The sequence below is a fragment of the Yeosuana marina genome (assembly GCF_011762485.1).
Taxonomy (GTDB): domain Bacteria; phylum Bacteroidota; class Bacteroidia; order Flavobacteriales; family Flavobacteriaceae; genus Yeosuana; species Yeosuana marina.
The window spans coordinates 276216-289284 of the sequence record NZ_JAAKGI010000001.1 but is presented as its reverse complement, the minus strand read 5'-3'; the positions used below and the strand labels follow the sequence as shown (position 1 = coordinate 289284).

Annotated in this window: 13 protein-coding genes; 4 read left to right on the top strand and 9 right to left on the bottom strand. The window is 33.6% G+C overall.

Translation table 11 applies throughout. The annotated features are described in order from the left end of the window. Window positions 1-75: 75 nt before the first annotated feature. Window positions 76-1134, top strand: a complete 1059-nt coding sequence (locus G5V56_RS01195) for a ferredoxin--NADP reductase (protein ID WP_166960040.1) — start codon at window positions 76-78, stop codon at window positions 1132-1134. 18 nt (window positions 1135-1152) lie between these two features. Here G5V56_RS01195 and G5V56_RS01190 read toward each other — a convergent pair whose 3' ends face one another. Together G5V56_RS01190 and G5V56_RS01185 are read right to left on the bottom strand one after the other, a co-directional pair. Then, window positions 1153-2166, bottom strand: a complete 1014-nt coding sequence (locus G5V56_RS01190) for a glycosyltransferase family 9 protein (RefSeq protein WP_240911189.1) — start codon at window positions 2164-2166, stop codon at window positions 1153-1155. Window positions 2167-2237: 71 nt separating this feature from the next. Then, complete coding sequence (locus G5V56_RS01185) at window positions 2238-2843, bottom strand: DUF4254 domain-containing protein (protein WP_166960037.1); 606 nt, start codon at window positions 2841-2843, stop codon at window positions 2238-2240. A 164-nt stretch (window positions 2844-3007) separates the two neighbouring features. Between G5V56_RS01185 and upp the strand changes: the two genes are divergently transcribed. Next, window positions 3008-3667, top strand: coding sequence for a uracil phosphoribosyltransferase (gene upp / locus G5V56_RS01180; RefSeq protein WP_166960034.1), 660 nt, complete (start codon window positions 3008-3010; stop codon window positions 3665-3667). Here upp and G5V56_RS01175 read toward each other — a convergent pair. Then, window positions 3656-4579 carry a DUF6427 family protein gene (locus G5V56_RS01175; protein ID WP_166960031.1) on the bottom strand — a complete coding sequence of 308 codons (924 nt, stop codon included), beginning with the start codon at window positions 4577-4579 and terminating at the stop codon, window positions 3656-3658. The two genes, upp and G5V56_RS01175, sit on opposite strands and share 12 nt — an antisense overlap. Before the next feature lie 122 nt (window positions 4580-4701). Here G5V56_RS01175 and G5V56_RS01170 point away from each other — a divergent pair, with 122 nt between their 5' ends. Next, window positions 4702-4890, top strand: coding sequence for a DUF6341 family protein (locus tag G5V56_RS01170; protein ID WP_166960028.1), 189 nt, complete (start codon window positions 4702-4704; stop codon window positions 4888-4890). 30 nt (window positions 4891-4920) lie between these two features. On the opposite strand, the gene purD is transcribed toward G5V56_RS01170, so the two are convergent. Further along, window positions 4921-6192, bottom strand: coding sequence for a phosphoribosylamine--glycine ligase (gene purD, locus G5V56_RS01165; RefSeq protein WP_166960025.1), 1272 nt, complete (start codon window positions 6190-6192; stop codon window positions 4921-4923). Window positions 6193-6285: 93 nt separating this feature from the next. Between purD and G5V56_RS01160 the strand changes: the two genes are divergently transcribed. Next, the gene (locus G5V56_RS01160) at window positions 6286-7593 is read left to right on the top strand and encodes a phenylacetate--CoA ligase family protein (protein WP_166960021.1); all 1308 of its coding nucleotides are present in this window, start codon (window positions 6286-6288) and stop codon (window positions 7591-7593) included. Here the strand turns inward: G5V56_RS01160 and G5V56_RS01155 are convergent. The 5 genes from G5V56_RS01155 to G5V56_RS01135 form a co-directional block, all read right to left on the bottom strand. Continuing rightward, window positions 7577-8356: a glycosyltransferase family 2 protein gene (locus G5V56_RS01155; RefSeq protein WP_166960019.1), complete on the bottom strand. Its 780-nt coding sequence runs from the start codon at window positions 8354-8356 to the stop codon at window positions 7577-7579. The genes G5V56_RS01160 and G5V56_RS01155 overlap by 17 nt on opposite strands. 9 nt (window positions 8357-8365) lie before the next feature. Continuing rightward, window positions 8366-9718 (bottom strand): undecaprenyl-phosphate glucose phosphotransferase, encoded by a 1353-nt coding sequence (locus G5V56_RS01150; protein WP_166960017.1) that lies wholly within the window; start codon window positions 9716-9718, stop codon window positions 8366-8368. 88 nt (window positions 9719-9806) lie between these two features. Continuing rightward, window positions 9807-10793: a UDP-glucuronic acid decarboxylase family protein gene (locus tag G5V56_RS01145; RefSeq protein WP_166960015.1), complete on the bottom strand. Its 987-nt coding sequence runs from the start codon at window positions 10791-10793 to the stop codon at window positions 9807-9809. Between the two features lie 378 nt (window positions 10794-11171). After that, window positions 11172-11477, bottom strand: a complete 306-nt coding sequence (locus G5V56_RS01140; RefSeq protein ID WP_166960013.1) for a GIY-YIG nuclease family protein — start codon at window positions 11475-11477, stop codon at window positions 11172-11174. A 192-nt stretch (window positions 11478-11669) separates the two neighbouring features. Further along, window positions 11670-13067, bottom strand: coding sequence for a UDP-glucose 6-dehydrogenase (locus G5V56_RS01135; protein WP_166960011.1), 1398 nt, complete (start codon window positions 13065-13067; stop codon window positions 11670-11672). Window positions 13068-13069 lie beyond the last annotated feature (2 nt).

Sequence of the window (13069 nt, the reverse complement as noted above, 5' to 3'; positions counted from 1 at the left end):
ATTTTATGTATTAATTTTATTATTTAATAGTTATTAAAGTATTCCTGCTTTACTATTTTTGTAAAAAAAAAACCAATGTCTTCATTTCATAAACTTTCAATACAAGAAATACATAGAGAAACCAGTAAATCAATTAGCATTACTTTTAATGTTCCCGAAAATTTAACCGCTGCTTTTTCTTTTCAAGCTGGTCAATACATCACCTTAAAAAAGACCATTGAAGGTCATGAATTAAGGCGTGATTATTCCATATGCTCTTCTCCTAAAAGTAAAACCCTTAAAATAGCCATTAAAGAAGTAACCGATGGTACATTTTCGGCCTATGCCAATACCCAATTAAAAGTTGGCGATGTCTTAGAAGTAGCCCCACCAAAAGGCCGTTTTGTGTTTACGCCAAACGATTCTAAAACCAAAAATATTGCTGCTTTTGCTGCTGGTAGCGGTATTACGCCTGTTTTAAGTATTATAAAATGTGCGTTAGAAGAAGAAGTTCATAGCAAGGTTATTTTAGTTTATGGAAACAAAACAACGGGTGATACCATGTTTTTAAATGAACTTTTAGACCTTCAACATCAATACAAAGATCGCTTTTCCATTCAGTTTGTTTTTAGTCAAGCTGATGAAGACAATTCTATTTTTGGACGTATTGAAAAAAGTACGGTTAATTATGTGATGAAAAACAAGCACAAACATGTTGAGGTAGACGCTTTTTACCTTTGTGGACCAGAAGCCATGATTCATATGGTAAAAGACGTGTTAACCAGCAACGGAATTGATGAAAACAGAATTCATTTTGAACTTTTTAAAGCGGCGAAATCTGTTGAAATAGAAGACGAAACTACTATTGAAAGTGGAAAAACCGAAATAACCGTTATTGTTGATGATGAAGAAACAACCTTTGAAATGTCTCAAAAACAAACCATTCTTGAAGCGGCATTAGACGAGGATATTGATGCGCCTTATTCTTGTCAGGGTGGTATTTGTAGTAGTTGTTTAGCACGGATAAAAGAAGGCGAAGCAACCATGCGACAAAACAATATTTTAACCGAAAGCGAAGTGGCTGAAGGTTTAATATTAACTTGTCAAGCGCAACCTACAACATCAAAAATAGTAATTGATTATGATGATGTTTAAAAGATTCTTCTTTTAAATTTAAATAATAGATTTTATTTTGTCTACAACCGTTTCTGGCGCAATACTTCCTGAAGCCTTTTGATACCCTTCGGGGTATTTGTTTCCGTAAACCGATGTTGGTATTTTTGGGAATTTTGTTCTGTCAGACAGTAATGCATAATCTTCAGGTTGATTAAAGGGTGCAAACCCAGCAAAAGGATGGGTAACGCCCCAAATTGTAACAACCTTCACACCTAACATAGCGGCTATATGGGCATTTCCTGAATCCATGGAAAGCATGACATCTAAATTTGAAATGATGTCTAATTGTTCTTCAAGTGAATAGTTTCCGGCTATATTTTTAACATTTTTAAAGGTTTTTTCAAACTCCGTCAAACTATTTATCTCCTTTTCGCCACCACCAAATAATAGAATTTGATACTCTTGAGAAAGAGTTTCGATAACACGCTTCATAGCATCTAAAGGATACATTTTTCCTTCATGCGCAGCAAACGGAGCAATACCAATAATTTTTAGTTTAGGATTGACTGCATCTTGAAGTTTAGAACTCAGCGTTGCTTTTTTGGGAAACGTCGGGTTTGATAAATCAACAGGAAAGCCCAATTGTTCAAACACCTTAGCATATCGCTGATGTGTTGTTTTAAGTGGTTTGAATATGTTCCCTGACGTTAGTGCCTTTTTTTCGGCTCGACCTTTATCTATTTGAACAAACTTATAGCTTGACAGTAGCCGTTTTAAAATATTTGTCCGCAACACATTATGCAAATCGGCAATCACATCAATCTTTTTAGCCTTTAATTGTTTTGCTAATTTATACAATCCTAAAATGCCTTTATGCTCCTTATTTACACGAGCAGGGAACATAGATACATTGGGTAAATCCCTAAAAAAGGGGCTATACAATTCTCTTGTAAGTACTGTAATTTTTAGGTTTGGATAGCCTACACCTAAAGCTCTTAATACAGGAACTGTCATCGCCACATCTCCCATAGCTGACAATCTAATAACGAGTATGTGGTTGGGTTTAGACATAGAAATTTAAAGCATGACATACAGAACAACACGTCGATATGCTCCGTGTGCGAATTTAGGATGACAGGCTACTATTTTTGAGAACGCAAAACTGGATTTAGTTCATCGTCATTATACATTTTCATTTGCTTGTACACTTTCATGTATTTGTCTCCTTTTTCAATATCAGATAATAACGTGTCAATAGCCGTTGATAAATCTACACGTTGCTCTAATAATATATCTAGCTTAGTTTGACAAGCTTCCCTATGCGCATCAGAAGCATCTGTACGTGTTGCTTCTTCATTCATATGGTATATTTTTAAAGCTAATATTGATAATCTATCAACTCCCCAAGCAGGGCTTTCTGTATTAATCGTTGCTCCCTCTTTGACTGTAACGTCTTTATATTTATTCAAAAAATAACTATCAATATACTCCACCATATCGGTTCTATCTTGATTAGATGCATCAATTTTTCGCTTTAAAGTTAAGGCTTCAACGGGGTCTATTTTCGGGTCGCGAATAATATCTTCATAATGCCACTGAACCGTGTCTATCCAACATTTTCTATATAATAAATGTTCTAATAAATCACTTTCGTCATACTTGTTTGTAAAAGGTTGGTCAACGGTGTTAATAATGTGATATTGATTAATAACGTCCTGAAAAATAGCATTCGCTTTAGTTGTAAACATGATGTATATATTTTAAAGACGTAAAATTACACAAATTATATAAGAAACTTATAAAAACCAAACCTCTTGTTTTACGTTCAACTTTTTTAAAAAATACAATGTATAAACACATATATACTTCAATTTAGTTAACTTTACTATTCAAAAAAAACACGTATCTATTCATGCATATTCATAACTTATCGCAACAAAATTCAGTCTTAAATACCTTTATTTCAGAAATTAGAGACGTTACTATTCAAAAAGATCAAATGCGCTTTAGAAGAAATATAGAACGTATTGGAGAAGTCTTAGGGTATGAATTAAGTAAGTCATTACATTACAAAACATCTGTTATAACCACGCCTTTAAGCGACTGTCGAATGCGTGTTATTGATAATGATATTGTGCTTTGCTCCATTTTAAGAGCCGGTATTCCGCTTCATAATGGATTGCTTAATTATTTTGATATGGCCGAAAATGCCTTTATATCGGCATACAGACATCACCCTGACTCGTCCGATAACTTTGAAATTATTGTGGAATATTTAGCGTGCCCAGATTTAAAAAACAAAACTCTTATTTTGGCAGACCCCATGTTAGCCACTGGCAGATCTATGGTAACTGCTTTTGAAGCGTTAAAACCTTTTGGAACCCCTAAAGACATTCATTTGGTAAGTACAATAGGCGCTCAGGAAGGCGTTGATTACGTAGAAGAATACTTCGATAAACATACGCATTTATGGATAGCTGCTATAGATGAAACCCTTAATGAAAAAGGATATATAGTGCCTGGTCTTGGAGATGCAGGTGATTTGTCTTTTGGTGATAAATTACAGCACTAATAACACTAAAGAAGCCACAATTAATAGAATTAAAAAGCCTTCTTTAAACCATTTTTCTTCTATATTTTCAATATAATTTGTTATCACTATAGATAGCGGCGCAAATAAAAATAAAAACTCACTGCCATCTTTTTGAGGTGCTAAAATCGTTACAACAAACGCAATTATTAGGACAATAAAAATCAGTTTAAAAGAAGGTCTTAACGCTTTTTTCTTATTGTTAGAAATCTTCACATAAAAAAAAGATGCCCATATACCAAACGACAATAATATAGTAATAGCAATTAAAAATTGTGCTGTGTCATAATTAGTATAATTATAACTAACTCCGGTCGTAAAATGAAAAACCTTAAAAAAATCATCATAAAGAATAATAGAAACGCTCGTTGCTATGATAAAAACAGTAGCTAAACCTGCAAAAGGAATAATCCAGTTTTTTATTCTGTTATCTGTATATAAAAGTAGCGCACTAAAGATTAACACGAAAAATAAAATGGCCCAAAAGTAAAATAAGGCGGCAATGGCAAACCAAATAGCTGCATCAAATAATTTACTTTTATTCTGGTTTGGTGTTCTTAAACTTAAGGTTCTTCTTAAACCTAATAAAACAAAAATATTAGAAAAAAGAATATTCTCACCTATTGTAGTTTGTGGAATCATGAGAAAGAACAACCCAAATAATAGAATTTGGTAATGATTATTATTAGTTAGACTGTTTTTACTAACAATAAAATTAAACGCAAGAATGATAAAACAACATAAAAAAAACAACCCTGTTTGTTCAAAAAAAGTTGTGATTGACATTAACTCTTTAAATAACATGATATTAGCCTTGGTAAAAGCTACCATCATGATAAAAAAAACAATGACAAAATTTATTGGTTTAGATTTACTAAAAATACTTGTAATCATTAACTCTTTTTGTATTTTTGCTCCGTAAATATACTAACATTGAAACTCAATTTGAATAAAATAGTTCTTGAAATATCTATTTTATCAATTAAAAGTAACTTGAGATATTAAAAAAATAAACTATGAAAGATTTCTTTTATGCTATACAAGATTTGTTTGTAAATGTATTGTTTGCTCCTTTTGATGCTCTAAGATCATTAGAACTTGATAGCTGGTGGGCTGCAAATTTTATGTCTTGGATATTCATATTAATTGGATGTGCTGCATTTACCTATTGGATGCTACAACTGAAAAAATTTGGTAACGAATAGCCAATTAAGAAGCTAAGCAGTCTTTCAAATTTATAAATCGAAACCGATATCCTTACGATAATACATCTTATCAAACTGTAGTTTTTCTATACTTTGGTAAGATTTTTTTATGGCCTCTTGGTACGTGTTTCCGTAAGATGTAATTGCCATAACACGTCCGCCAGACGTTACAACCTTTCCATTGTTAATAGTTGCCCCCGCATGAAACGGAATAGAATCCACAACGTTTTCTATACCAGTAATTTCTTTTCCTTTTTCGTAGGTTTCAGGATAACCGCCAGACACCAACATAATGGTTGTTGCCGCACGCTCGTCAATTTCAATGTTTATTTTATCAAGAGTTCCGTTAGCCATAGCCTTCAGAATGTCTACAAAATCGTTTTTTAGTCTTGGCAACACCACTTCGGTTTCTGGGTCTCCCATTCGAACGTTATACTCAATCACTTTAGGGTCGTCTCCCACTTTAATCAATCCAATAAACACAAATCCCACATATGGTAAATTATCTTTTTTAAACCCTTTAATGGTTGGTTTTACTATACGTTCTTCAATTTTATTAAGAAATTCATCCGTTGCAAACGGTACTGGAGACACAGCTCCCATACCACCAGTATTTAATCCTGTATCACCTTCACCAATACGCTTGTAATCTTTGGCAGTTGGTAATATTTTGTAATGTTCGCCATCGGTTAACACAAAGCAGCTTAGTTCGATACCATCTAAAAATTCTTCAATCACCACTTTCGTACTTGCTTGTCCAAATTTCGCATCCACTAACATGCTTTTTAATTCCGCTTTGGCTTCTTCTAAATCATTCAGAATCACCACACCTTTTCCTGCAGCTAAACCATCGGCTTTCAACACGTATGGGGAATTCAAAGTTTCTAAAAATGCATAGCCTTTTTCAACCGTTTCTTTTGTGAAACTTTCATAAGCTGCTGTTGGAATATTGTGACGATATAAAAACTCTTTAGCAAATTCTTTACTACCCTCTAATTCCGCAGCCTTTTTTTGTGGCCCGATAACAGCCACACGCTTTAAATCGTCATCATTTAAAAAGAAATCGTGAACACCCAGAACCAATGGGTCTTCGGGCCCAACAACCACCATGGTAATCTCTTTTTCTAAGACTAATTCTTTAATCGCTTTAAAGTCTGTAACACTAATATTGACATTCGTTGCAATATTAGATGTTCCTGAATTTCCAGGAGCAACAAACAGGTTGTCGCATAAAGGGCTTTGTGCAATTTTCCAGGCAAATGTGTGTTCTCTTCCGCCGGAACCAAGAATTAGAATGTTCATTGTATTATGTTTTTCTTTTGAATGGCAAAAATAAAATTAATGACCCTAATTCACGAATAATTTTTATTTACTTTACAAAAAATACACATTATTTTGAAATTGTTTGATCTTTCTTTAAAACTTAACGGATTTCCTATAAAAGAGGCTCGAAAGGCGTTAACATCCATTCAAAATATTGATGAGACCGATTTTGAAACCTACATTAATCAGAAAAAAGAGGAGATTGTAAACCATCATCTAGAGCATAATTCGTTTTATAAATCCTTTGCAAAAAACGCGAATCCTAAAGACTGGAATCGTATTCCCGTGATGACGAAACGGCATTTGCAACAACCTTTAAACCATCGGCTTTCAGAAGGTTTTCATATTAAAAATGTGCATATTCATAAAACCTCGGGCTCTTCTGGCGACCCTTTTATTTTTGCAAAAGATAAATTTTGTCATGCTTTAACTTGGGCTGTTTTTCAAGACCGATTTAGTTGGCTGGATATTGATTTAAACACCTCTAAACAAGCGCGATTTTATGGTATTCCATTACATAAAAAAGGCTATTACAAAGAACGTATTAAAGATGCTTTGGGAAATCGGTTTCGCTTTTCGGTGTTTGATTTAAGCGATAAGCAACTTCAAAAAAACCTCGACAAGTTTAAGACAACGTCCTTCGATTATATAAATGGTTATACGAGTGCAATTGTTCAATTTGCTAAATTTTTAAAAAACGAACATGTTATTTTAAAACATGTTTGTCCGTCGTTAAAATACTGCATTGTGACTTCTGAAATCCTTTTTGAAACCGATAAAACCCTTTTAGAAACCCAATTAGGGATTCCTGTAATTAATGAATATGGTGCCGCCGAATTAGGATTGATAGCCTTTCAAAACAAACACCAGGAATGGATTGTCAATTCAGAAGATTTATTGGTTGAAATACTCGATGATGATGGTTGTATTTTACCCTATGGAGAAGAAGGTCGCGTTGTTATTACCTCGTTGTACAATAAATCACATCCGTTTATTCGCTACGATTTGGGCGATATTGCGATGCTTTCAAAAAAAAGCACCCCTAAAAAACCAATTTTAGAAAAGCTTATTGGACGCACTAATGATATTGCCGAATTGCCTAGCGGAAAAAAAGCGGCGGGTTTAACCTTTTACTACATTACCAAAAGCATTATTGAAGACGATGGAAACGTCAAAGAATTCGTTATCGAGCAACATACACGAAGTAAGTTTAAAATTAAATATACTAGTGATAAAGCACTTTCATCTGAAAACAAAAAACACATTCTAACAGATATAGAAACCTATCTTGAAAAAGGACTTTCTGTGGAATTTGAAAAGCTTGACCAAATTGAACGAACGAAAAGCGGTAAACTACAACAATTTAAGAGTTTTTTGTAGAAACTGTTTGTTTCGATTTCATAAAAAAATGTTCTATTAAAAATTGAACAAGATGATAAACAGACTTCACCGTTGAAAACCCTAAGCCTTTTTTATACACCCAATAGTTGTATTTTAAAAGATCAAACTTATTTGAGGACATAGAATCTTCTCGAACTCGATAATATGCTAACGATTTCAGAAGGCTTTTAGCGGGTTTCCCGGACCTTTTAATAGCTTCTAGCCACAACAACCAATCTTGACGTTTACGAAGGTTAGGCGTTGTTATTTCGCCTAAAACCTCAGCGTTATAGATTCCTGTTAAATTACCAATATAATTACTCTTTAAAAGTTTGTGATATGTTAAAACAGGAAGTGCTTTCACGGTTTTGTGTAATGAATTCCCTTTTTCGTCTATTAACTCGTAGCTTGAAAAACATACATCACACCTATCATCGGTCATAAATGAAATCTGTTTCTCTAATTTTTCTGGTTTCCACAAGTCGTCAGCATCTAAAAACGCAATATAACTACCTTTGGCTTCTAAGATTCCCTTATTCCTAGATAGAGCTGCTCCTAAATTTTTTTCATTCTTAAAAAGAATAATATTTGAATATTTTGAGGTAAGTGTCTGAGCTATTTCTAATGTTCTATCTGTAGAACCATCGTCTATTAAAAGCAATTCCCAATTTGTATACGTTTGATTTAAAACACTGTTTACAGTTTCAGAAAGATACGTCTCTGAATTAAACATGGGTGTTATGATAGAGACTAATGGTTCCATTATAATTGATTAGTATGCTTTTTCTTCTCCCTTAAAAGCATTTAATAGCGTTTGTAATGCGATTTTTAAATCTAATAGGATTGACCAGTTTTCAATATAAAAAATATCATATTTCACCCTATTAATAATATCTTTATCTGTTTCTATTTCACCTCTAAATCCGCTAATCTGCGCTAAACCTGTAATTCCAGGCTTTACAAAATGCCGTACCATAAATTTATCCACTTTTTCAGCATATAAGTTTGTATGTCTTACCATATGTGGCCTAGGACCAACAACAGACATATCTCCAAAGAGCACATTAAAAAATTGAGGTAATTCATCAATGCTTGTTTTACGGATAAATTTACCCACTTTAGTGATTCGCATATCACCTTTAGTAGCTTGGTGTAAATGCGCATCCTTATTCGGTGTCATAGACCTAAATTTATAACAATCAAATTCATTATAATTAAATCCGTTTCGGGTTTGTTTAAAAAATATAGGGCCTTTGCTTTCCAATCTAATTAATATTGCCAGAATAGGTGTTAACCATGATAATAAAAAAACAATAATGGCTGAAGACAATAAAATATCAAATGCTCGTTTTATAAATTTATTAACTGGGACTTGCAACGGAATATCTCGTAATGATATTATTGGAATATAATCATAATACTCATAGGTTAATTTTTTTGCATAGATATCTTTGTTATCAGGAATAAATTTTAACTGCCTTAAATTGTTGTCTGCAAAATAAATTAATTTATTGATTTGCTTATTAGATAGCTCTGCCACTGAAGCATATATTTCATCCACCTCATTTTCGATAATATATGAGAAACATTTTTGAATAGAAAACTCATCGTTAATCACGAATTGCTTTTTAAACTTAAAACCGAAATCTAATCTTTTATTAAAAATACTTATAAGCTGTCTTGTTTTATCGGTATCACCAATAACAACAACGTTTCTTAAATTACCTCCTAAAGCAGCTCTATATCTGTTTAATAAATAAAAAATTAAAAACTTAAAAAATGTTATGGCAAACGCTACATATAGCAAATATTCCGCAAGCGCAAGCCGGCTAATATTAGGTTGTTTAAAAACTCCAATAAAGGCATACAAAATAATAGCAAAAAACACTATTTGTCTTGTAATAAGTGTCATAACTTGAATGATCTTCGTATACCGTTGTACTTCATAAAAGTCATTTTTAAATGAAATAACAATCCATAAAGCAGATATATAAAGACTAAACAAGAGGGTATTTGTCATGTTTATATCAAACAAAAAGACGGCTCCGTTTATTATCCCTAAATCTACGAGATAAGACAACGGTTTTAAATACTTAGAATATCGTCCTTGTTTAAATGTTTTCATCTGTTACTATTTATTGCTTTTTAACGGACAGATGGAATGCCTGCTTATCATGTCGATTGGTTTGCAACTTATTAATGGGCATTTCAAATTACTTTTTTATGTGTTTTTTAAAATCTTTGTGCTCACTCTTATACAAGGCCTCTTTTGACAAGGTTTTAAAATAATCGAACGTTATTTGCATGCCAGTTTCTCTAGTCACATTAGGTTCCCAATGTAATAGTTTTTTAGCCAATGAAATATCTGGCTGACGTTGTAAAGGATCATCTTGGGGAAGCTCTTTATAAATGATTCTTTGAGTTGTTCCCGTTAATTTAATAATCTCTTCAGCAAATTCCTTAATGGTTATTTCATGTGGGTTTCCAATATTAACAGGGTAGGCATAATCACTTAATAATAATCGATAAATCCCTTCCACTTGGTCATCCACATAACAAAAAGAGCGTGTTTGAGAGCCATCACCGAAAATAGTTAAATCCTCTCCTCGTAAGGCCTGCCCCATAAAGGCAGGAATTACACGTCCATCATTCAATCGCATTCTTGGTCCGTATGTATTAAAAATACGTACAATTCGTGTTTCTAAACCATGAAACCGATGATACGCCATAGTAATGGCTTCCTGGAACCGCTTCGCCTCATCATAAACACCGCGAGGACCTATCGTATTTACGTTTCCATAATAATCTTCAGATTGAGGATGCACTAATGGGTCTCCATACACTTCAGATGTTGAAGCAATTAAAATTCGTGCTTTTTTTTCCTTGGCGAGCCCTAATAAATTATGAGTTCCTAAGGATCCCACTTTCAACGTTTGAATAGGTATTTTTAAATAGTCGATAGGACTTGCTGGAGACGCAAAATGTAAAATATAATCTAAACGTCCTTCAACTGAAACAAACTCAGTTACATCATGCTCAATAAACTCAAAATTTGGATGACTGAGTAAATGCACGATATTCCGTTCTTCTCCGGTTATAAAATTATCCATCCCAATAACAAAGTATCCTTCAGAAATAAAACGGTCACATAAATGTGATCCTAAAAACCCAGCGGCACCAGTAATGAGTACTTTTTTCAATAGTTTTACCTTTTGATTATGAATTTTGCTAACAGTACAAATTTAATGGAATAACTTTAAAGTTATATCTTCTTTTGGGTAAACATTTTTTTGTTTCTTTTGTGAAATCCTTTTCTGAGATTCTTCACTTCATTCTGAATGACAATGAAAATCCTGTTGCCATGTCAAATTGGGTGAGACATCTCAAACATACTCCTTAAGAGATTCTTCGCTGCGCTCTGAATGACAATAAACAAGAACGCTGTCATTCAGAAGAAGCATAACGACTGAAGATTCTGAAATATTCTCAATGCTTTAATTTGAGATTCTTCGCTGCGCTCTGAATGACAAAAAGAAAGAACACTGTCATTCAGAAGAAGCATAGCGACTGAAGAATCTCTATATGTCATCATTCAAAAAAATCCAAGATGAATTAAACTCGGTAATTAATGCTTCTTTTTTAGCTCTACTCCATCCTTTAATTTGCTTTTCCCTTTTTATAGCTTCATCTATTTCAAAAAAATGCTCGTGATACACTAAATAATAACATTTATATTTTGCTGTGAATGCTTTAGAAAAAGGAACTGGATTTTTGTGAAAATACAACCTGTCTTTGAGGTCATTGGTAACTCCTGTATAAAGAACTCTCTTTGTTTTATTTGTTAAAATATAAACAAAATAATTATGTGTCCCAATCGTTTTCAAAATTTGAATGTACTGAAATTATACAAAACATAGATTCTTCGCTGCGCTCTGAATGACATGGACGAGATTCTTCGCTGCGCTCTGAATGACAATAAACAAGAACACTGTCATTCAGAAGGAGCATAACGACTGAAGAATCTGAAATATTCTCAATGCTTTAATTTGAGATTCTTCGCTTTGCCGTGAAAGACATTAAGACCCAGTTCCAATTTTATAACACACAAAACCTATTTTTTCTAACGCTTTGATATCTAAAATACCTCTCCCATCAAAAACGAAAGCAGGTTTATTCATGTTGTCATAAATCTTTTGCCAATCATAGGTTTTAAATTCATCCCATTCTGTTAAAACAGCTATGGCATGAGAGTCTTTACTAGCTTTATAAGGATCATTTTGAACTTTTAATAAGGTTCTATTTTCTTTATCACTTCGTGTATTCAAATACTCTAAATCAGCATACATACGTTCCTCCGTTACTTTAGGGTCATACACTTCAATACAAGCCTGTTCACTCAACAAATTATCAGCCACTTTAATGGCTGCCGATTCCCGCGTATCGTTGGTGTCTTTTTTAAACGCCCAGCCAAAAAATGTTATTTTTTTACCTGAAACTGTATTGTAAAGCGTACTCACTATGTTATCTGAAAAACGTTGCTTTTGATGGTCGTTCATTATTATGACTTGCTCCCAATAATCTGCTACTTCATCTAACCCATAGGTTTTGGCAATATACACTAAGTTTAAAATATCTTTTTGAAAACAAGAGCCTCCAAAACCAACAGAGGCTTTTAAAAATTTGTTACCTATTCTGGAGTCCATTCCTATCGCTTTGGAAACTTCGTTAACATCTGCACCCGATTTTTCACAAAGTTGAGACATGGCGTTAATAGAGGATACTCGTTGGGCCAAAAAGGCATTAGCCGTTAGCTTAGACAATTCTGATGACCATACATTGGTGGTTAGAATACGCTCTTTAGGTACCCAATTGGCATATACATCAACCAAAGCCTGTATAGCTTTTTCACCTTCTTCTGTAGTATCACCACCAATTAAAACGCGATCTGGAGCTAATAAATCTTCAACCGCTGTTCCTTCTGCTAAAAATTCAGGATTAGAAAGTATTTGAAATTTGACCCCATTCCCTGTATGTTCTAAAATATTTTTGATGGCCGATGCTGTCCTCACCGGAAGTGTTGATTTCTCTACGACTATTTTATCTTGTTTAGAGACTCTTGCTATCTGACGCGCGCACAATTCAATGTACTTTAAATCGGCGGCCATTCCCTTACCCTTCCCATAGGTTTTGGTGGGTGTGTTAACCGACATAAAAATCATATCGGCTTCGTCAATGGCTTTATCGATATCAGTTGAAAAAAACAGATTTCTTCCTCTAGCTTCTTCAACAATTTTGTCTAAACCGGGTTCGAACACGGGCAGTTTACTTAAGTCTTTATCATTCCAAGCAGCTATTCTAGAAGCATTAATATCAACAATAGTTACTTTTATATGTGGGCATTTTTGGGCAACAACCGCCATGGTTGGGCCTCCTACGTAGCCTGCACCGATGCAGCAGATGGTTTTAATGTGCATTT

Bases quoted from the DNA above. Each gene is read 5' to 3' on its own strand.
- G5V56_RS01195 (WP_166960040.1), top strand. From the start codon at position 76: ATGTCTTCATTTCATAAACTTTCAATACAAGAAATACATAGAGAAACC.
- G5V56_RS01190 (WP_240911189.1), bottom strand. From the start codon at position 2,166: ATGTCTAAACCCAACCACATACTCGTTATTAGATTGTCAGCTATGGGA.
- G5V56_RS01185 (WP_166960037.1), bottom strand. From the start codon at position 2,843: ATGTTTACAACTAAAGCGAATGCTATTTTTCAGGACGTTATTAATCAA.
- upp (WP_166960034.1), top strand. From the start codon at position 3,008: ATGCATATTCATAACTTATCGCAACAAAATTCAGTCTTAAATACCTTT.
- G5V56_RS01175 (WP_166960031.1), bottom strand. From the start codon at position 4,579: ATGATTACAAGTATTTTTAGTAAATCTAAACCAATAAATTTTGTCATT.
- G5V56_RS01170 (WP_166960028.1), top strand. From the start codon at position 4,702: ATGAAAGATTTCTTTTATGCTATACAAGATTTGTTTGTAAATGTATTG.
- purD (WP_166960025.1), bottom strand. From the start codon at position 6,192: ATGAACATTCTAATTCTTGGTTCCGGCGGAAGAGAACACACATTTGCC.
- G5V56_RS01155 (WP_166960019.1), bottom strand. From the start codon at position 8,356: ATGGAACCATTAGTCTCTATCATAACACCCATGTTTAATTCAGAGACG.
- G5V56_RS01150 (WP_166960017.1), bottom strand. From the start codon at position 9,718: ATGAAAACATTTAAACAAGGACGATATTCTAAGTATTTAAAACCGTTG.
- G5V56_RS01135 (WP_166960011.1), bottom strand. From the start codon at position 13,067: ATGCACATTAAAACCATCTGCTGCATCGGTGCAGGCTACGTAGGAGGC.